17 protein-coding genes and 1 tRNA gene are annotated in these 19723 nt (G+C 72.9%); 1 reads left to right on the top strand and 17 read right to left on the bottom strand.

Annotation, left to right across the window (positions count from 1 at the left end; all coding sequences use genetic code 11):
• Window positions 1-293: 293 nt before the first annotated feature.
• From ACFYL6_RS24390 to ald, 10 genes are all read right to left on the bottom strand, one after another.
• On the bottom strand, window positions 294-557 hold the full coding sequence (locus ACFYL6_RS24390) for a hypothetical protein (protein ID WP_387174483.1): 264 nt from the start codon (window positions 555-557) through the stop codon (window positions 294-296).
• Between the two features lie 389 nt (window positions 558-946).
• A tRNA-Pro gene (locus tag ACFYL6_RS24385) sits at window positions 947-1020 on the bottom strand.
• Between the two features lie 194 nt (window positions 1021-1214).
• Window positions 1215-2621 (bottom strand): ribosome biogenesis GTPase Der, encoded by a 1407-nt coding sequence (gene der, locus ACFYL6_RS24380; protein WP_238689286.1) that lies wholly within the window; start codon window positions 2619-2621, stop codon window positions 1215-1217.
• Window positions 2618-3298, bottom strand: a complete 681-nt coding sequence (cmk, locus tag ACFYL6_RS24375; RefSeq protein WP_387174481.1) for a (d)CMP kinase — start codon at window positions 3296-3298, stop codon at window positions 2618-2620. Before cmk ends, der begins: the two co-directional genes overlap by 4 nt.
• Window positions 3299-3493: 195 nt before the next feature.
• Complete coding sequence (locus ACFYL6_RS24370; RefSeq protein WP_238659881.1) at window positions 3494-4264, bottom strand: pseudouridine synthase; 771 nt, start codon at window positions 4262-4264, stop codon at window positions 3494-3496.
• The gene (gene scpB / locus ACFYL6_RS24365; protein ID WP_387174479.1) at window positions 4251-5150 is read right to left on the bottom strand and encodes an SMC-Scp complex subunit ScpB; all 900 of its coding nucleotides are present in this window, start codon (window positions 5148-5150) and stop codon (window positions 4251-4253) included. Before scpB ends, ACFYL6_RS24370 begins: the two co-directional genes overlap by 14 nt.
• Complete coding sequence (locus ACFYL6_RS24360; protein WP_387174477.1) at window positions 5143-6123, bottom strand: segregation and condensation protein A; 981 nt, start codon at window positions 6121-6123, stop codon at window positions 5143-5145. The genes scpB and ACFYL6_RS24360 overlap by 8 nt, the downstream gene beginning before the upstream one ends.
• A 41-nt stretch (window positions 6124-6164) precedes the next feature.
• Window positions 6165-7088, bottom strand: a complete 924-nt coding sequence (locus ACFYL6_RS24355; protein WP_203124903.1) for a ParA family protein — start codon at window positions 7086-7088, stop codon at window positions 6165-6167.
• A gap of 179 nt (window positions 7089-7267) precedes the next feature.
• Window positions 7268-8233 carry a site-specific tyrosine recombinase XerD gene (locus tag ACFYL6_RS24350; RefSeq protein ID WP_387174475.1) on the bottom strand — a complete coding sequence of 322 codons (966 nt, stop codon included), beginning with the start codon at window positions 8231-8233 and terminating at the stop codon, window positions 7268-7270.
• A gap of 38 nt (window positions 8234-8271) precedes the next feature.
• Window positions 8272-9387: an alanine dehydrogenase gene (gene ald / locus ACFYL6_RS24345; RefSeq protein ID WP_387174473.1), complete on the bottom strand. Its 1116-nt coding sequence runs from the start codon at window positions 9385-9387 to the stop codon at window positions 8272-8274.
• 280 nt (window positions 9388-9667) lie between these two features.
• Here ald and ACFYL6_RS24340 point away from each other — a divergent pair, with 280 nt between their 5' ends.
• Window positions 9668-9955: a TM2 domain-containing protein gene (locus ACFYL6_RS24340; protein WP_372492730.1), complete on the top strand. Its 288-nt coding sequence runs from the start codon at window positions 9668-9670 to the stop codon at window positions 9953-9955.
• An 84-nt stretch (window positions 9956-10039) separates the two neighbouring features.
• Here ACFYL6_RS24340 and ACFYL6_RS24335 read toward each other — a convergent pair whose 3' ends face one another.
• The 7 genes from ACFYL6_RS24335 to ACFYL6_RS24305 form a co-directional block, all read right to left on the bottom strand.
• A complete protein-coding gene (locus ACFYL6_RS24335) occupies window positions 10040-10645 on the bottom strand; it encodes an NUDIX domain-containing protein (RefSeq protein WP_387174471.1) in 606 nt (201 codons plus the stop codon).
• The gene (locus ACFYL6_RS24330) at window positions 10642-12393 is read right to left on the bottom strand and encodes a CTP synthase (protein WP_112697923.1); all 1752 of its coding nucleotides are present in this window, start codon (window positions 12391-12393) and stop codon (window positions 10642-10644) included. Before ACFYL6_RS24330 ends, ACFYL6_RS24335 begins: the two co-directional genes overlap by 4 nt.
• 163 nt (window positions 12394-12556) lie before the next feature.
• Window positions 12557-14971, bottom strand: coding sequence for a hypothetical protein (locus ACFYL6_RS24325; protein WP_387174729.1), 2415 nt, complete (start codon window positions 14969-14971; stop codon window positions 12557-12559).
• The gene (locus tag ACFYL6_RS24320; RefSeq protein WP_387174470.1) at window positions 14971-16149 is read right to left on the bottom strand and encodes a glycosyltransferase family 4 protein; all 1179 of its coding nucleotides are present in this window, start codon (window positions 16147-16149) and stop codon (window positions 14971-14973) included. The genes ACFYL6_RS24325 and ACFYL6_RS24320 overlap by 1 nt, the downstream gene beginning before the upstream one ends.
• Window positions 16146-17831: a murein biosynthesis integral membrane protein MurJ gene (gene murJ / locus ACFYL6_RS24315; RefSeq protein ID WP_387174468.1), complete on the bottom strand. Its 1686-nt coding sequence runs from the start codon at window positions 17829-17831 to the stop codon at window positions 16146-16148. The genes ACFYL6_RS24320 and murJ overlap by 4 nt, the downstream gene beginning before the upstream one ends.
• Before the next feature lies 1 nt (window position 17832).
• On the bottom strand, window positions 17833-18699 hold the full coding sequence (locus ACFYL6_RS24310) for a hypothetical protein (RefSeq protein ID WP_091407266.1): 867 nt from the start codon (window positions 18697-18699) through the stop codon (window positions 17833-17835).
• A 67-nt stretch (window positions 18700-18766) separates the two neighbouring features.
• Entirely contained in the window at window positions 18767-19708 is a 942-nt protein-coding gene (locus ACFYL6_RS24305) for a copper transporter (RefSeq protein WP_387174466.1), read from the bottom strand.
• Window positions 19709-19723: the final 15 nt, after the last annotated feature.

Below are 19723 nucleotides of genomic sequence, written 5' to 3'. Positions count from 1 at the left end.
CACGTCGCGCCTCAGTGGAGGTCGCGCGGCGCCGTGATGGGGATGGGGATGGGGGTGGGGTGGGATGGGGTGGGGTGGGGTGGGCGGCTGTGGACGGTGCCTGGTCAGGGGTGCAGCGCCGTCATCTTCTTTGACCTCTAGCCTCGGGAGAGCGCTCTCTCATCGAGGTTTGGAAAAGCTAACAGATTCGTCATCGCCCAACAACGGTTTCATCGACCGCCGTGAAATCCGACTGCCGAAGTCCGCCCCGGTCGGGGGTGCGCGGCGGTGATCGACGGGACGCTCCCACGACGTCATGGCCGGCGCGGGCCTTCGGGTCGTTGTCGAGGAATGAGGGCACGTAGGCGCTGGTCGCCGGCGAGCACCGCCGCGGCGAGTACGAGGGTGGCGACGCCGAGGGCCGCCAGCAAAGTGAATTCCATGGTGAACCGCAGCCACGGGACCACACCGTCGACGGTGCCGAGACGTACGAAGCGTCGCGGCCCCCACGTCGGCCCGTTCGACCGACCCGAACTGGTGGAGATCCTCGCCGAACTCGCCAGCCGCTGGCCAGGCATACAACGACAGACCTTCACCACCGAGCCAGTTCCCCGCGCTTGATGGCTCGGTGGTGAAGTCCGGGCCAGCGGTCGGTGGTCACCACGCGCTCGGGCGCGACGAGATCGAGACCGACTGTTTCTCGACAGACTGGACCCGGTCGCGCCGCTGCCCTGCGGGGCGAGGGGCGTGGCCGAGATGCCCGGCAGCAGGCCGCTGGCGCTCGAGCGACTGGGCACCGACCACGGGAAGCGGCAACCTCCCACACCCGCCCTGTCCAGCGATGCGCATGGATGAAAAACCTGGTTGCCGACCCTGGTAGTCGGGGGTTTTCGGGGGGCGGTTCAAAACCCCATAGACAAACTTAAAGCCCTGACCAGCGTTTCCGCCGGTCAGGGCTTTTTATCCGTCGGGACGGCCGGATTCGAACCGACGACCCCTTGACCCCCAGTCAAGTGCGCTACCAAGCTGCGCCACGTCCCGCCCCCGCGTGGTTTCCCCCGCGGCAGCCGGTACAGCTTAGCGCAGCAGCTCCGGGTCGTCCGCACAGGCCCCACCGGCGTCGCGACACAGCCGAACCCCCTCACAACCCCTAAAGCGTCCTAGGAGGGTGGGGTTGGACGGGAAAATGCCGGATGGGCAGGATCGCCCATCCGGCATGCGCATAACCGAAGCGGTCAGCCGTGCGCCTTGCCTCGGCCGCCGGGGCCGAGCTTCTTGCGCGGGCGGACCGAGATCTCGATCGGGCTGCCCTCGTACCCGAATTCCTCGCGGAGCTTGCGCTCGACGAAGCGCTGGTAGCCGGCGTCCAGCGGGCCGGTGGTGAAGAGCACGAACCGTGGCGGTGCCACACCGGCCTGCGTCGCGAACAGGATGCGCGGCGCCCGTCCACCACGTACCGGGTGGGGGGTGGCCTGCACCAGCGCGGTGAGCCACTGGTTGAGGTGCGCGGTCGGCACACGCGTTTCCCAGCTGGCCAGCGCCTTGTTCAGGGCGGGGGCCAGCTTGTCCACGGCGCGGCCGGTCATCGCCGACAGGTTCAGCCGGATCGCCCAGGGGATGCGGCGCAACTCCCGGTCGATCTCCTTGTCCAGGTAGTAGCGACGGTCGGCGTCGACCAGGTCCCACTTGTTGAACGCGATGACAAGCGCCCGGCCCGATTCTGTCACCATCGACAGGATCCGCTGGTCCTGCTCGCTGATCGGCTCGCTGGAGTCCAGCAACACCACGGCAACCTCGGCGGCCTCGATCGCGCCGGCGGTCCGCAGGCTGGCGTAGTACTCAGTGCCACTGGCCTTGCCGACCCGCTTGCGCAGACCGGCCGTGTCCACCAACTGCCAGGTCTGACCGCCGATCTCGACCAGGCTGTCCACCGGGTCCACAGTGGTACCCGCCACCGAGTCGACGACCGCCCGCTCCTCGCCGGAGAACCGGTTGAGCAGGCTGGACTTGCCGACGTTCGGCCGCCCGACCAGCGCCACCCGGCGCGGTCCACGCGGACGGTTCTCCACGATCGCCGGTGCCTCCGGCAGCGCGGCGAGGATGGCATCCAGCAGGTCGCCGGAGCCGCGTCCGTGCAGCGCGGACACCGGGAACGGCTCACCGAGACCGAGCGACCACAGCGACGTGGCCTCCATCTCGATGGAGTTGTTGTCGGCCTTGTTCGCCACCAGGATCACCGGCTTGGCGCTGCGCCGCAGCATCTTCACCGCTGCCTCGTCCACGTCGGTGGAGCCCACCATCGCGTCGACCACGAAGAGCACCACGTCGGCGGTGACGACGGCCGTCTCGGCCTGCGCCGCGATGGCCGCGGCCCGGTCCTTCGCGTCCGGTTCCCAACCGCCGGTGTCCACCACGGTGAACGCCCGGCCGTTCCACTGCGCGTCGTACGGGACCCGGTCGCGGGTCACGCCAGGGACGTCCTCGACGACCGCCTGCCGGCGGCCGATGATCCGGTTGACCAGCGTCGACTTGCCCACGTTGGGACGGCCGACCACGGCCACCACCGGCTGCGGGCCGCTCGGTTCCTCCACGACGACGTCGGGCTCACGCAGCTCGACCCACCCACCACCATCGCTACTCATGCCACTCCCCGCTCGGTGAGCAGGTCGCGCATCCGCGCCACGACCTCGTCGATGCCCAGCTCGGTGGTGTCCAGCACCACCGCGTCGGGCGCCTGGGCCAGCGGGTTGACCTTGCGGGTCGAGTCCAGCCGGTCCCGCCGCGCCAGGTCGGCGGCCGTGGCCGCCACGTCGGCGGCGTCCTCGGCGCTGCGTCGGGCGGCACGGGCCTCCTCGGAGGCGGTCAGGAAGACCTTCAGGTCGGCGTCCGGCGCGACGACCGAGCCGATGTCGCGACCCTCGACCACCATCCGACGAGCGTTGGCGATCATCTCGCGCTGCCGGGTGACGAGCAGCTCACGGACAGCCGGCACGGCGGCGACGGCGGAAACGGCGCCGGTCACCTCCGGGCCCCGGATATCCGCGTCCACGCCCACGCCGTCGACGGTCACGGCGTACCCCTGCGGGTGGGTGCCGATGTGCAGCTTGACCTCGCTGGCGACCTTGGCCACCGACGCGGCGTCGGCGAGGTCCACGCCGGAGCGCAACACGGCCCACGTGATCGCCCGGTACATCGCCCCGGTGTCCAGGTAGCGCGCACCGATCCCGACGGCGAGCCGCCGCGACACGGTGGACTTACCCGAACCGGACGGCCCGTCCACAGCGACCACACATCGCCCGGTCCGTACGTTTTCCTCCACCGTGTCCTCCTCAGCCCGTACCTCACGGATCGCCCGGTGATCTGGCGCCGCAAGCGGTTGTCAATCGTCATCAATCATGCCCGGGTGCGTTAACGAACCCGCGCGCGACGCCGCCGGAGGCGACCCACGCCACCCGGGCGGCCGCGTCCCGGCCATCGGTGGAGCCTACCGGCTGCCGTACCCCGAACTCGGGGGTCAGTCACCCACCGCGTTGAACAGGGCGGCGACCTCGGCGTTGGTCAACCGCCGGATCCGCCCGGTCCGCAGTTCACCCAGCCGGATCGGACCGATCGAGGTACGCACCAGCCGGGTGACCGGGTGGCCGACCTCCTCCATCAGTCGCCGGACGATGTGCTTGCGGCCCTCGTGCAGGCTCAGCTCCACCTGGGCGGATTTACCCAGAGTGTCCACCACCTTGAACGAGTCGACCTTGACCGGCCCGTCCTCCAGCTCGACGCCGGCCAACAGCCGCTTGCTCAGGTTGCGCGGGATCGGCCCGACCACCTCGGCGAGGTAGGTCTTCAGCACCTCGTACGAGGGGTGCATGAGCTTGTGCGCGAGGGTGCCGTCGTTGGTGAGCAGCAACAGGCCCTCACTGTCCGCGTCGAGCCGCCCCACGTGGTAGACCCGCTGCTCCACCCTGTTGCCGATGAACTCGGCCAGCTCGTTGCGTCCCTTGTCGTCCGCCATGGAGGTGACCACCCCGCGCGGCTTGTTCATCGCCACGTAGACCAGGCGGATGTCGACCTGGAGGCGCTCCCCGTCCACGTGGATCACGGAGGTGGCCGGGTCGACCTTGTCGCCGAGCTTGGCGACCCGCCCGTCCACGGTGACCCGGCGGCGGAAGATCAGGTCCTCACAGGCGCGCCGGGAACCCACGCCGGCGGCGGCGAGGACCTTCTGCAGGCGCTCAGCCCCCTCGTAGACGGGCGCATCGGGTTTCGGGGAACGGTTATCGGGTCGCATCAGCAAGCTCTTCTACGTCGTCGGGCAGGAAGGGTGCGAGGGGCGGCAGCTCGTCGACGGTGTTCAGCCCGAGCTTCTCCAGGAACAGCGTGGTGGTCCGGTAGAGGAACGCCCCGCTGTCCGTTTCGGTGCCGCACTCCTCGATGAGGCCGCGGGTGACCAGCGTACGGATGACCCCGTCGCAGTTCACACCCCGGATGGCTGAGATTCGCGAACGGGTCACCGGCTGCTTGTAGGCGACCACGGCGAGCGTCTCCAACGCCGCCTGGGTCAGCCGCACAGACTGCCCGTCCAATACGAACCGCTCAACGTACGTAGCGTATTCCGGCCGGGTGTAAAGCCGCCACCCACCGGCCGCCCGGCGCAGCTCGAACCCGTGCCCGGCCGCGGTGTAACCGGCGGCGATCTCGTCGAGCATCGGCCCGACCCGCTCGGCGGGCTGCTCCAGCACCTGGGCCAGCACCAGCTCGCTGACCGGCTCGTCGACCACCAGCAGGATCGCCTCCAACGCGCCGCGCAGCTCGGTGTCGGACAGCTCGGGCGCGGGCTCCGGCGCGGGCGTCGCCCGCCGCCGCCCCGCCAACTGCCGCCGGGGTACGTCCCCAGCGTCACCCGACTCCCCCGCCGTGCCCTTCGTCACCGCACCGAGGTCCGGCCTCGCCGAGCCCGCCTCGTCCGAGCCCGCCTCGTCCGAGCCCGCCTCGTCCGAGGCCGCCTCGACACGCTGCGGCTCACCGGCGCCACGTTCTTCGGTGTCCGGTGGTGCGGCTGACTCGTCCGGCGATGTGGGGGTGTCCTCTGCGGCGGGCGGGCGGGGGCGGTCCCACGGGGGCACCCAGGCGGCAGCCTGGTCGGCCAGCGAGTCCCGGCGTTGCTCGTCACTCATCCCGCACACCCTCCGTCGTTCCCGTCCCGTCCGGCCCGCCGGCCTCCCCCACCGACTCAGACCCAGGCTCCACCGACGCAGGCCCAGCCCCCGCCGACTCAGGCCCCGCCAGCTCAGGCTCCGGCGACTCCGGGGCGCCGGCGTACTCGTCGACGTGCAGCTCGGTGTCGCCGTCGGCCGGGCCGGTCCAGCGCACGGTCAGCTCCTCCAGGGCCTGCTCCTGCACGAAGGACACCAGGCCCTCCCGGTACAGCTCCAGCAGCGCGAGGAACCGGGCCACCACCTCCAGGGTGGCCTCGCAGTCGGCGCAGAGCAGCGAGAAGGTGGCCGTGCCGGCGCGGCGCAGCCGGGCGGCGAGGATGGCCGCGTGTTCCCGGACACTGACCCGGACCATGTGCACGTGGGCGATGGAGACCTCCGGCACCGGCTTCGGAGTCATCGCCTTCACGGCAAGCTTCAGCAGGCGCTGGGGGCCGATGCCGAGCACCAGGTCGGGCAGTGCCTCGGCGTAGCGGGGCTCCAGGCTGACCGCACGCGGATACCGTCGGCCGCCGACGGCCTCCAGCTCGGCGATGTGCGCCGCCGCCTCCTTGTACGCCTTGTACTGCAACAGCCGGGCGAAGAGCAGGTCCCGTGCCTCCAGCAGGGCGAGGTCGGCCTCGTCCTCCACCTCGGCGGCGGGCAGCAACCGGGCCGCCTTCAGGTCGAGCAGGGTCGCGGCGATGAGCAGGAACTCGCTGGCCTCGTCCAGGTCCCAGTTGTCGCCCATGGCCCTGATGTAGGCGATGAACTCGTCGGTGACCGTGTGCAGGGCCACCTCGGTGACGTCGAGCTTGTGCTTGCCGATGAGCTGCAGCAGCAGGTCGAACGGGCCGGTGAAGTTGGCCAGCCGGACCGTGAACCCGGCGGGCTGCACACCGTCGACCACTGCCACAGGGGCGGTGTCGGGCGGGTCGAGGGGTGGCGCGGTCACCGGACGACCGTAGTCCACGAGGCGGGCACCGGGAGTTCCGGCTACCGCTCCGACTGGGCGGCGATCACCTCGCGGGCCAGCTGACGGTAGTTACGTGCCCCGGAGGAGGCCGGGTCCATCGTCGTGATGGGGGCACCGGCCACGGTGGACTCGGGGAACTTCACCGTCTTGGTGATGACCGTCTGGTAGACCTTGTCGCCGAACGCCTCGACCACCCGCTGGAGGACCTGGCGGCAGTGCGTGGTGCGGCTGTCGTACATGGTGGCGAGGATGCCTTCGAGCTCCAGGTCGAAGTTGAGCCGCTCGCGCACCTTGTCGATGGTGTCCAGCAGCAGTGCCACACCGCGCAGGCTGAAGAACTCGCACTCCAGCGGGATGAGCACACCGTGCGCGACGGTCAGCGCGTTGATCGCCAGCAGGCCGAGCGACGGCTGGCAGTCGATCAGGATGTAGTCGTACTCCTTGCGGACCGTGCGCAGGACCCGGGCCAGGGCCATCTCCCGGGCGACCTCGTTGACGAGCTGGATCTCGGCGGCGGAGAGGTCGATGTTGGCCGGCAGCAGGTGCAGGCCCGCCACGTCGGTCTTGATGAGCACGTCCTCGGCGAGCACGTCGTCCTGCATGAGCAGGTTGTAGACGGACAGGTCGAGGTTGTGCGGGTTGACGCCCAGGCCCACCGAGAGGGCGCCCTGCGGGTCGAAGTCGACGAGCAGCACCTTGCGGCCGTACTCGGCGAGGGCGGCGCCCAGGTTGATGGTGGTGGTGGTCTTACCCACGCCACCCTTCTGGTTGGCCATCGCGATGATGCGCGCGGGGCCGTGCCGGTCGGTGGGCATCGGCTCGGGGATGGGCTTGCGCATCGTGTAGGCAGCCGGGTCCGCAGGACCCAGGTCCGCGCCGAGCGTGGCCTGCTGCTCGCGGAGCTCCGACGTCCAGGTCTCGGCACGGTCACCGTTGCCAGCCATGTGCTCGTTGCCCCCTCCCGACGACCCACCCGGCGTCGGAGCCGTCCGACGTCCTTCGCGGCGCCGCTGCGCACCCCGGTCGTGTCGCTCCAGGAGGTCCGCGCCGATGCCGACTGTACGCCACCGACCAGCAGGGGGTTCGGCACCGGCCCGGCGTGTCGGCGCCGACCGTGACCGGTTCAGCCCCGGGCGCGCGGGTGGGCGGTGGCGTACACCTCGCGCAACCGCTCCACGGTGACCAACGTGTAGACCTGGGTGGTGGTCACCGACGCGTGGCCGAGCAACTCCTGGACCACCCGAACGTCGGCGCCGCCGTCGAGCAGGTGGGTGGCGTACGAGTGGCGCAGGGTGTGCGGAGAGACCGCGGCGGGCCCGTCGACGGGCAGCCCGGCCCGCTCGGCGGCGCGGCGCAGGATGCCCCAGGCGCCCTGGCGGGACAGCGCGCCGCCGCGGGCGTTCAGGAACACCGCCGGGGTGCCCCGGCCGGCGGCGGCCAGCCCGGGGCGGGCCCGGACCAGGTAGGCGCGGACGGCGTCGACGGCGTACCCGCCGATCGGCACCAGCCGCACCCGGCCGCCCTTGCCGCGCAGCAGCACCGTGCCCTCGTCGGTGTCGAGGTCGTCCACGGCGGCGCCGACCGCTTCGGAGATCCGCGCGCCGGTGCCGTACAGAAACTCCAGCAGCGCCCGGTCGCGTAGCGCCAGGGGCACGTCGTCGCCGATCGCGGTGATCGGGCCGGCGGTCTCCAGCAGCCGGATCACGTCGTCGACCGGGAGCGCCCGGGGCAGCCGCCGGGGCGGCGTGGGCGGGCGGACGTCGCGGCTCGGGTCGGCGCCGGCCAGGCCCTCGCGCAGCGCGAAGCGGTGCAGGCCGCGTACCGCGCTGGCCGCGCGGGCGGCGGAGGAGACCGCCAGCGGCGGGTGCGCGTCGTCGCCGGCGCGCAGCCGCGCCAGGTGCGACTCGACGAGGCCGGCGCCGACCGACGCGAGGTCGGTGACGCCGGCATCGGCCAGGGTCGCGAGATAGCGGTCCAGATCCCGACGGTACGAGGCGAGCGTGTTCGCGGAGAGGCCACGTTCGACGGTCAGGTGGTCGAGGTAGCCGCGAACGGCACGGCGCAGCGCCGGCGTGGGCGGTGTGCCCACGCCGGCGGAGTCCGTGCCGCCGGTCAGCCCGCCACCGTTCAGGCCAGCGCGTCGGCCAGCGGGAGCACGTCCATGCCGTGCGCCTCGGCTACCGGGCCGTAGGTGACCTGACCGGCGTGGGTGTTGAGGCCCAGCGCCAGGGCCGGGTCGTTGCGCAGCGCCTCGCGCCAGCCCTGGTTGGCCAGCTCCAGGGCGTACGGCAGGGTGACGTTGGTCAGCGCGTACGTGCTGGTGTTCGGCACCGCGCCGGGCATGTTCGCGACGCAGTAGAAGATCGACTCGTGCACCTTGTAGACCGGGTCGGCGTGCGTGGTGGGGCGCGAGTCCTCGAAGCAGCCGCCCTGGTCGATGGCGATGTCGACAAGCACGCTGCCCGGCTTCATCCGGGAGACCAGCTCGTTGGAGATCAGCGTCGGGGCCTTCGCGCCGGGCACCAGCACCGCGCCGATGACCAGGTCGGCGTCGAGCACGGCCCGCTCGACCTCGTACGCGTTGGAGGCGACGGTCTGCAGGTGGCCGCGGTAGATCGCGTCGGCCTGCCGCAGCCGGGCGACGTTCTTGTCCAGCAGCAGCACCTCGGACTGCAGGCCCAGCGCGATCGCGGCGGCGTTCATGCCGGAGACGCCGGCGCCGATGACCACGGTCTTGGCCGCGTACACGCCGGAGACACCGCCGGGCAGCACACCGCGCCCACCGCCGGTACGCATCATGTAGAAGGCGCCCACCTGCGGGGCGAGCCGGCCGGCCACCTCGGACATCGGGGCGAGCAGCGGCAGCGACCGGTCGGGCAGCTCGACCGTCTCGTACGCGATGCCGGTGACCCGGCGGTCGATCAGCGCGTCGGTGCACTCCTTGGAGGCGGCCAGGTGCAGGTAGGTGAAGAGCACCTGCCCCTCGCGCATCCGGTGGTACTCCTCGGCGATCGGCTCCTTGACCTTGAGCACCAGCTCGGCGGTCTCCCACACCTCGTCGGCGGTGGCGAGGATCTTCGCTCCGGCGGCGGCGAACTCCTCGTCGGTGATGCTGGAGCCAATTCCGGCGCCGGACTCGACGAAGACCTGGTGGCCGCTGCGGGTGAACTCGTTGACGCCCGCTGGCGTGATCGCCACGCGGTACTCGTGGTTCTTGACCTCGCGTGGGATTCCGACCTTCACGATGCAGACACCTCTCTTCGGGGCTGCTCTCCCCCGACTGCTCGGTGCCGCGACGGCCCCTTTGCCACCGCGGTACACCGGTCCCGCGGCGGCAGTCTAGGCGCGCCCGGCGCCGCCGCGAGCCAGCACAGTGGCATCCGGTGCCCGGGTGTCCTGACGAAGTGTCAGGGCACCACCCGGATGCGGCGGTCGAGCGTCACCTCAGCCGACAGGACAGTGTTTCACCATTATCGTCCCATCTGCCGGGTGGCGGTGCGGACAGCCGACGAGTGGATCACTAATGTGTCCGCCCATGACCACTCCTCCTTACCAGCCCGGGTACCCCCAGCCGGGGTACCCCCAGGGCGTCTCCGACAAGAGCAAGATCGTCGCGGGCATCCTCGGCATCCTGCTCGGCACCTTCGGTGCCGGTCGGTTCTACACCGGACACACCAAGATCGCCGTTCTCCAGCTCGTCGTGAGCCTGGTGACCTGCGGTGTCGGCGCCCTCTGGGGCGTCGTTGACGGCATCCTCATCCTGGTCAACGGCGGCACGGACGCGCAGGGCCGTCCGCTGCGCGACTCCTAGACCAGACAGTGAAAGGGGCCCCGCGGCTGACCGCGGGGCCCCTTTCGCGCGTACTCCCGGACCGGGCTGGACCGGCGGCGGCGCTCAGCGCGGCAGCGGCGCATCCGCCCGGCGCAGCTGCGTGAAGCCGGTCTCCCGGGCGCGGGCCGCGGCCAGCAGCCCGGCCACCGCGGACGCGTTGGTGATCTCACCGGCCAGGACCATGGCGACCGCCTCGTCCAGGTCGATCCGGACGACCTGGAGGTCGGCCTCCTCGTCGTGGCGCTCGTGCCGCTCGTCGGCCGGCACGTCGCCGAGGTCCCGGGCCAGGAACACTCGGACGATCTCGTTGGTGAACCCCGGCGAGCTGTGCAGGTCGACAAGCACGTCGACCCGCCCGGCGGTGAGGTCGGCCTCCTCGGCCAGCTCCCGCAGCGCCGCCGCCGGCAACTCCTCGCCGGAGACGTCCATCAGGCCCGCCGGCAGCTCCCACAGGTGCCGCCCGACCGGATGCCGGTACTGCCGGATCAGCACCACCTGGCCGGCGTCGTCGAGCGCCACCACGGCCACCGCCCCGACGTGCCGGACGAGGTCACGCAGCCCGGTCCCACCGCCCGGCATGGTCACCTCCTCGGTGACCACGTCGAAGATCCGCCCCCGGTACCGCTCCTCCCGGGAACGCACCTCGTAGCGGTGCTCCAGCCCGCTCACGAGGCCGACGACGCCTTCGTCGCGGCGCCGTTGCGGGCGGCCTTGCGCGTCGTCGGGGCCTCCGCCGCCGCGTCCAGGTCGACCGGCAGCTGGTCGGCCTGCGAGTACGCCACCGCGGCCTTGACGAACGAGGCGAACAGCGGGTGCGGGCGGGTCGGGCGGCTCTTCAACTCGGGGTGCGCCTGGGTGGCCACGAAGAACGGGTGCAGGCTGCGGTCCAGTTCGATGAACTCGACCAGCCGGCCGTCCGGCGAGGTGCCGGAGATGTGCAGGCCCGCCTTGGTCAGCGCGTCCCGGTAGGCGTTGTTCACCTCGTACCGGTGCCGGTGCCGCTCACTGATCTCGGTGCTGCCGTACGCCTCGGCGACGATCGAGCCCTCGGTCAGGGTCGCCGGGTACGCGCCCAGCCGCATGGTGCCGCCCAGGTCGCCCCGGCCGGCCACGATGTCCTCCTGGTCGGCCATCGTGGCGATGACCGGGTGGGCCGCCTGCTCGTCGAACTCCAACGAGTTGGCGCCGTCCAGGTCGGCCAGGTGCCGGGCCACCTCGATGGTCATGCACTGCAGGCCGAGGCAGAGGCCGAGCAGCGGGATGCCGGCCTCGCGGGCGTACCGGGCGGTGCCGATCTTGCCCTCGATGCCGCGGACGCCGAAGCCGCCGGGGATGAGGATGCCGTCCACGCCGGCCAGCGCGGCGGCGGCGCCGGCCGGGGTGACGCACTCATCGCTGGGCACCCAGCGCAGCTGTACCCGGGCCCGGTGGCCGAAGCCCGCCGCCCGGATGGCCTCACTCACCGACAGGTACGCGTCGGGCAGGTCGACGTACTTGCCGACCACCGCGACGGTGACCGTGTGCCGGGGGCGGTGCACCCGCTCCAGCAGGTCGTCCCAGCTGGCCCAGTCCACGTCCCGGAAGGAGAGGCCGAGCCGGCGCACCACGTACGCGTCCAGGCCCTCCCGGTGCAGCACCTTCGGGATGTCGTAGATGCTCGGCGCGTCCGGGGCGGCGACGACCGCCTCGGCGTCCACGTCGCAGTAGAGCGACAGCTTCTCCTTGAGCTTGACCGGGATCTCCCGGTCGCAGCGGAGCACGATGGCGTCCGGCTGGATACCGATGTTGCGCAGCTGCGCCACCGAGTGCTGGGTCGGCTTGGTCTTCAGCTCACCCGACGGCGCCAGGTACGGCACCAGCGAGACGTGCAGGTAGAAGCAGTTGTCGCGGCCCAGGTCGTGGCGAACCTGACGGATCGCCTCCAAGAACGGCAGCGACTCGATGTCGCCGACCGTGCCACCGACCTCGGTGATCACCACGTCGGGGAGCTGGCCGTCCTCGTCCGGGTCGGCCATCGCCAGGATCCGCGACTTGATCTCGTTGGTGATGTGCGGGATGACCTGGACGGTGTCGCCCAGGTATTCCCCCCGGCGCTCCTTGGCGATCACGTCGGAGTAGATCTGGCCGGTGGTGACGTTCGCCTTGCCGGACAGCGCCCGGTCGAGGAACCGCTCGTAGTGCCCGACGTCGAGGTCGGTCTCGGCGCCGTCCTCGGTGACGAAGACCTCACCGTGCTGGAACGGGTTCATCGTCCCCGGGTCGACGTTCAGGTAGGGGTCGAGCTTCTGCATCACCACACGCAGCCCGCGCGCGGTCAGCAGGTTGCCGAGGCTGGAGGCGGTGAGGCCCTTACCCAGCGAGGAGGCGACGCCCCCGGTGACGAAAATGTGCCTGGTCGTCCGTGCTGATGGGGCCAAGGCCTGCTCCCGTGTCGTCTGTCGCGGTCATGCAGACCGCCGTGCTTGATCAGCAAAGTGATCACGCGATCCACGGGATTCGACGGTAACACCTCCCGGGCGGGTACTCGCAGGCCGCACCCCGGCTGCGACACCTCCGGGCCATCCAAGCGAGGCCCGGCGCTCAGGGCGCGGCAACCTCGGTCGATGACCGGGAGACCTGCCGGGGCGGTACGGGCACCGTCGGAGCCGGGTCCGGCGACGACCCGCTCGCGGTCGGGCCGGACGGTTCGTCGGCGTCCCCACGGCCCTCACCCGGGGTGTCCGACGCCGGTCGGGTGACCTTCGCCGGTGCGCTCGCGGGCGGGCCGCCGACCGGACGGGGGTGCACCGCGCCCAGCGGCCCACCGCCGCCGGTCGGGCCGTCACCCCCACCGACCGGGCCGACCCCGCCCGACCCCGAGTCGTCGTCGGCGCCGTTGGCGCGGGAGCGGCCCGGTGCCGGGCGGGTCCGGTCCGCGGCGTGCCCGAGCACCCGCAGCGACGCCAGGGCTGCCATCGGCACCACCAGGGCGGCGGCAGCACCCATCAGGTCCAGTGCCGCGCCGTCGAGCACACCACCGAGCACCGCGGCGACCACCGTGCCGGCCAGCGCGGCCCGAACCGCCGGGTAGATGCCGAACAGCCGCATCAGCCCACCCCACGGCTGCAACAGGGCGAACCACACCAGCAACCCGCCGGCCAGCGCCAGCACGGTCAGCGGGCTGTTGACCAACGTCTCGAAGTTCTCCGTACTGGACCGGTGCACGGCGAACCCGCCGGTGCCGTCACCGAGCGCGGAGAGGAACCGGCCCAGGCTGCCCCGCTCCGCGGCGGGACGCCGCAGGTCCACCACCGCGAACCCGATGCCGACCGCCAGGGCGGCCATGGTGGCCCAGGCCAACCGGCTGATCGTCAACCAGCCGCCGGCGCTGATCACGGCGGCGACGCTCACCCCGGCGGTGAGCGCGATCGCGCCGACCGGGTCGGCGCCCAGGTACGGGCTGCCGACCACCACCACGGCGAGGCCGCCCACCGCCACCATCACCGCCGGCCGCCAGCCCCGGTGCACCCGTTGGGCGAACCAGCCGCCGGTGAGCAACGCGCCGGCGAGGAACACCCCCAGCCCCACCGTGCTCAGCCCGGCGTACCGGCCGCCCTGCAACGCGGAGTAGCCGACCACGCTGTTGAGCTGGAGCCGGGCCCCGGTGAGCACGTCCAGCCCGACCACGAGCGTGGTGAGGCCGGCCACCGCGCCGACCGGCCCGAGGGTGCCCGCGTACCCGGGTGCGAACCGCACCGCCGCGGTGCCGGCGGCCACCAGCAGCGCGGTCACCCCGGCGAAGATCCACCCGGGGTGCTCGCCGCGCCACCAGGGCACCGCGTCGGCCAGCAGCGCCGCCGGCACCGTCAACGCCGCCACTACCAGCAACAGCTCCACCACCGCCACGATCCGCCCGGAGACGGGCGTCGGGCCGGACGGGCCGGCGTGCGGGCGGGCCCGGCGCAGCAGCGGCAGGATCGCGAGCGCCAGCAGCACCTGCACCCCGGCGAGCAGCGCGAAGAACACACCGGAGACAGCACGCTGGGCGGCCGCCTCCCGGTCGGCGTTCGCCGGGGCGTCGATGGCCTCGGCCAGGTCGGCCGGACGGCCACCGGTGCTGATCGCCGGACGGCCGAGGAAGAGCCGCTCCGGCATGGGCCGACCCAACGCGGCGAGGGCGGTCGGCGCGAGGTCGACAAGTTGCAGGTATCCGTCCCGGCCGGTGCTGGCCGAGGTGAGCCACCCCCGTTCCCAGCCCGGCCCGTCGGCGACCGCCACGTGCAGCCGCGACGGCTGGGCGGTGTCGGAGATCCCCGCGACCAGCACCAACGACCGCGGTGGTCGCGCCGCCAGCACCCGGGCCAGCTCGGCGTCCGCCGCGCGGGCCTCCTCGGCGCGGGTCGCCGGGTCGGCCCCCTCGACCGTGCCGAGGTCGACGATGCTCAGCACACACGAGCCGAGCAGCGGCCGCGGGTCGGCCGGCAGCCCCGAGGCGTACCGGTCGACGCGGCCGAACGGTCGGGCGGCGGCCACGGCCGCGCCCGGGCCCACGGCGACGGAGCACCGCACCGACTCTGACAGCGAGCCGGGCATGGCACCCCAGGGCAGCCGCTGCTGGTTGTACTGGACCACGCTCTCCTGGTCGGGCAGGTTCGCGCCGATGCCGTCCGGTTGTTCCACGGTCACCGCCGCCGACGGGCAACCGTCGACCGACCGGCTGCCGTTCCACGCCGCGAAGCTGCCCGCGCCCAGGGTCAACCAGCCGTCCACCGGGCAGGTGGGCCGGTGCGCGGAACGCACCGACAGGGAGCCGATCGACCCGTCCTGGGCCATCCGCCACAGCGTCGGGGTGCTCTGCGGGTCCACGTCCTCCCAGCGCAAACCGGCGATCCCGGCGAGCACCACGAAGTCGGCGGTGCGTTGCGGGGTGCCCTGGGGTGGGCGGGCGGCGAGCGCGGTGACGCCCAGCGCCACCACGAGCACTGTCAGCAGGGCGGGGGCGATTCGGCGCAGCATCACCGGTGTCCCGTTCTCGGGGCGTCGGAGCCCGGGGCGGCCGCCGGACCGCCGGCATCCCCGACCAGCTCGGCGTAGAGGGCGACGAGCGTGGCGACGGTGTCCGCCTCGGTCGGCCACGTCGCCGCCCGTTCGGCGCCGCGCCGGCCCAACTCCGCCCGCGCCGCCGGGTCGTCCAGCAACGCGCGTACGGCCGCGTCGACCGCGTCCACGTCACCGGCGGGGACCAACGTGGCGGCGTCACCGACCAGATCCGGGAGCCCGCCCACCGCGGTGGCCACCAGCGGCACGCCGGCGCGCAGCGCCTCCTGGGCGAAGAGCTGCCGCGCCTCCCAGTCGCTGGTCACCACCGCCAGGTCGGCGCCGGCCAGCAGGTCGGCCACGTCGGTACGGTGCCCCAGCAGGGTCACCGGCGCGCGGGCGGCCGAGGTCCGTGCGGCGAGCGGCAGATAGGCCGGCCCGCTGCCGGCGATCACCACGACCGGCGGCGGGGTACGCGTACGCCAGCGCGCCGCCGCGTCGATCAGCACGTCGTAACGCTTCTGCGGGTGCAGCCGACCGACCGAGAGGATCAGCGGCTGGTCCGGGCGGACGCCGAACTCGGCGCGTACCGCCGCCGGGCGTCGACGCGGCGCGGGCAGCGTCGGCGCGGCGACCGGGGCGAGCCGGGCGTCGGAGGCGCCCACCTCGGCGGCCCGTCGCACCAGGTCCGCGGAAGCGCCGAGCGCCACCCGGACGCCCCGGGCCACCACCCGTTCGACGAGCCGGGACACCGAACCCCGCAGTCCCCCCGCGAGCACCGCGTTGTGCCAGGTGACGATCAGCGGGGCGGCCGGACGGGCCAGCACGGCGACCAACCCGGCCCGCAGGCCGTGCGCGTGCACCACGTCCACCTCGGCGGCGGTGAGCACCCGGCGCAGGGCGAGCACCGCCCGGGCGTCGGCCGGAGTCGGGCTGGCCGGGATCTCCACCGGCTCGAACCGCGCACCGACACCGGTGAAGTCGAACTGTTCCTGGGTGGCGGCGGGTCCGCAGACCAGGACGGTGGCGCCGCCCGCGACGAGGCCACGGGCCACCGAGCGGACGTGCTGGCCGACCCCGCCGGTGCTGGACGCGAGCACCAACGCGACGGTGCCCGACCACCCGGCGGGCAGAGCTGGCTCACTTCCCGCGCTCACTGGCCCACCGTCTCCTTCCCGTCGCCCCGCTGCGGGGAGCCCGCGTCCGGCGGCGCACCGCCGGACGACCCCCGCCGGCCCAGGCGCCGCAGCGCCCCGGCGAGCAGTGGCTGGACGTCCCGCCGGTCGACGAACCAGACCACGGCGAGGAACACCACCCCAACCAGAACCCCGGACAGCATGCCCTGACCGAACGCCGCCGCCGTCGTCGGGGTGCCGCCCTCCAACTGGTCGAGCCAACGGCTGAGGCCCAACCCGGCGAGCCCGGCGAGCACACCGGCGAGCCCGCCGGCCGCCCCCGCCCGTGCCGCGCCGGCGAGGGCGAAACGGCCGGCGCTGCGCAGCACCGCCACGAGCAGCAACGCGCCGAGCACCAGCATCCCCACCGAGTTGGCGGACGTCACCGCGAGCACCCGGTCCCGCAGTGGCAGCACCGCGCCGAGCAGCAGGACGACGCCGGGCACCACCAGGAAGCCGACCGCCGTGGCGAGCGTCGCCGCCCGGGTCTCGCCCCTGGCGTAGAGCGCCCGGGTGAGCACCGCGAAGAGGCCGTAGCCGACCAGGCCGGGGGCGTACCCGATGATCGCGGCGGCCGCGGTCGACGCGGTGTCCGCCGGGAAGAAGAAGTGCCCGACCGGCCCGGCGGTCCCGATCAACGCGGCCGTGCCGAGGCAACTGAACAGGAGCACGCCGCGGACGGCCGGTGCCAGGGTCGCGCGGTAGGTCTGCTCGTCCCCGGCGGCCCGTGCCGCCGCCAGGGTCGGGTAGGCCGCGATGGCCAGCGGCACCGCCAGCACCGCCCACGGCAACAGGTAGACGGTCTGCGCCAGGTTGTAGACGCCCGGGTTGCTCCGCGCCCCGGCGGTGACCTGGTTCAGGCTGACGATCAGGGCGATCTGCTGGGTGGTGACGGTGACCGCGCCGGCCACCGCCAAGCCGCCGACCCGGGCCCGCGCGTCGGCGGGGAACCCGAACCCGGGCCGCAGCCCCAGGTGCAAGCGGCGAACCGGGATCAGCAACGACAGGGACAGCACCACCACGCCGAGGGTGGTGCCGCCAGACAGCAGCAACTCACCGCCGGGGCTCACCCCGCCGACGGTGGCGTACCGGCCCTGCGTGGCGGTGAACCCCAGGTACACCAGGATGACGGTGAGACTGGACAGCAACGGAGCGAGTACCGGCCAGGCGAAACGGCGGTGTGCCTGGAGCACCCCGGTGAGCACGATGCCGACCCCGTACAGCGGCAGTTGCGGCGCGAAGACCCGCAGCATCCGCACGCCGCTCTGCTGCTGGGCGGTGGTCAGGTGGTGGCCCAGGGACTCGACCACCGGGCCGGCGAGCAGCACCACGAGCAGCGCGAGCGGGACCAGCAGGGCCAGCGTCCAGGTCAGCAGCGCCCCGGTGGTCCGGGCCACGGCCGTCCGGTCGCCCGCCGCGACCGCGCCGGCGAGCAGCGGTACGACGAGGCTGGCCAGCGCTCCCCCGGCGACGATCTCGAAGATGAAGTTCGGCACCGCGTTGGCCACCACGTAGGTGCCGCCGAGGTCGGTGGGCGCCAAGCTCCAGGTGAACACGGCGGTGCGGCCGAACCCGGCGAGTCGGCTGGCCACGGTGAGGACGGCGATGAGCGCGGCTGCCCCGGCCAGCCGGCCGGCGCCGGCGAGGGGTGCCGGTCTGGTCACGTCAGTCGGCGCGTCGGCCCAGTGCGTCGAGCTCGCGCAGCCCCGGAGTCCGCTGGATCACCGCCGTGAAGCTGACCTTCTCGCTGGCGGCGGTGAGCCCGGCGAGGACGGCGAGCAGACCGGCCCGGCCGAGTGGGCCGGTGCGGGCGGCGAGCGCGACGCCGAGCACCGCGCCGAGCGCGTTCGCGCCACTGTCGCCGAGCATCACGTCCTCGGCCAGGTCGTCGCGGAGCAGGCCGGCTGCGGCGCCGGCCGCGCCCGCGGCGATCCCACCCTGCGGGCCGCCGGTCAGCGGGGCGGCGAGCAGCAGCCCGGACTTGAGGGCGCGGCCCGGCCGCAGGTCGAGCAGGTTGAGCAGGTTGGCCGTGCCGGCGATCACGCCGGCGCCGAGCAGCACGTCGACACCCCGGCCGAACGCACCGTGCCGCTGCCGGCGTGGGTGCGCGGCGACCCGGGGGTCGGCGGCGAGCAGAGCGGCGGCGCCCAGCCCGGCGGCGCCCACCCCGACGACCTTGACCAGACCGGCGGTGACCCGTCCCTCGCGCAGCGCGGCGAGGTGCCCGGCGAAGCCCTTGGCCGTCTTCTGCTCCGGCCGCGCGCCGACCACGTCGTCGTACAGGCCGACGCCGCCCGCGCCGAGACCGGCGACCAGGGCCGCCCCACCGGCGGCGCCGCCGGTGGCACCGAACGCGCCAGCGGCGGCCGCACCGGCGGCGAGCGCCGGCCCGGCGGCCAGGCTCACCGTCCGGCCACGGAAGTTGGTGCGCTCCAACGCGGGCCCGGCCGGCGAGGTTCGCGCCTCACGCAGCGCGTACCGGGCCGCCGCGGCACCCGCGCCGGCGATCAACAGCCGGCCCAGCGCGCTCACGCCGCCACCTCGCCGGCTCGATCACGCGCCGTCTGGTCGGATCCGGACACGGGGGTACGTCGTTCGCTCACTGGGGCAGTCTAGGCAGCAGCGACGGGGCGTTGTCGCCGACGCCGTACTGGCCGGCCTTCTTCTCGGTGATTTGCTGCACCAGGGCGAGGGTGGTGACCACCTGGCCCTGCACGGTGTTGGCGTTGTCGACCGTGGAGATGGTCTGGGCGAGCACCGGGTCGCCGCGCACCACGCCGACCAGGTTGCCGCCCACGGAACCGTTGCCGGCCACCACGATCGACCCGGTCCGGTCGAACTGCTCGGCGATGTTGACGACCGACTCGTCCCGCTTGTCGGAGTCCTTGTCGACGTACGGCTGGCCGCTGACCACGACTACCGCCTCTGCCGAGGCGGTGACCTTGTTGCTGTCGGTGGTCAGGTAGCCGGCGTTGTTGTAGGCGGCGAGCACCGCCCGCCGGTCGGCGTCGCTGACCGGCGCGACGCCCTGGGCCCGGTCCAGCAGGACGCTGGCCAACAGCGCGCTGGAGGTCTCCACACCGTGCCCGTTGCCCGGCAGGCCGGTGGTCTGCGCGGTCGGACGGGCCGCGGTGACGGCCAACTCCAGCAGGTTGGAGTTGTTGTCCGGGTTGATGAACTTGTCCTGCAGGTCGACCTGACCGGTGATGGTGGCCCCGGCGAGCTGGAGCTTCTTGAGCACGCCCTCGGTGTGGTCACGCCCGTTGGGCAGGCTGAGCACCACGACCCGACGCCCGGTGAGGGTGCCGGGCAGGACGACCTGGGAGATCTCCTCGGCGAACTCCTCCTCCAGCGCCAGTTGCTTCTCCATGTTGCTGACCGTCTGGCGCCAGTGCTGGTTGTCCTTGCGCAGCCCGGTGACCTGCCCCTCGAGCGAGTCGGCGACCGGGCCGTTGAGGGCGGCTGTGCCGACCACCAGACCGATCGCCAGAGCCAGGAACACCGCGGTGAGGGACACCACGTGGTAGCGGAAATTGATCACGCTTGCAGCCTCTTG

The sequence above is a fragment of the Micromonospora sp. NPDC007208 genome (genome assembly GCF_042869175.1).
Taxonomy (GTDB): domain Bacteria; phylum Actinomycetota; class Actinomycetes; order Mycobacteriales; family Micromonosporaceae; genus Micromonospora; species Micromonospora foliorum.
The sequence above is the reverse complement of the archived record's forward strand: the minus strand, read 5'-3'. Positions and strand labels throughout refer to the sequence as shown.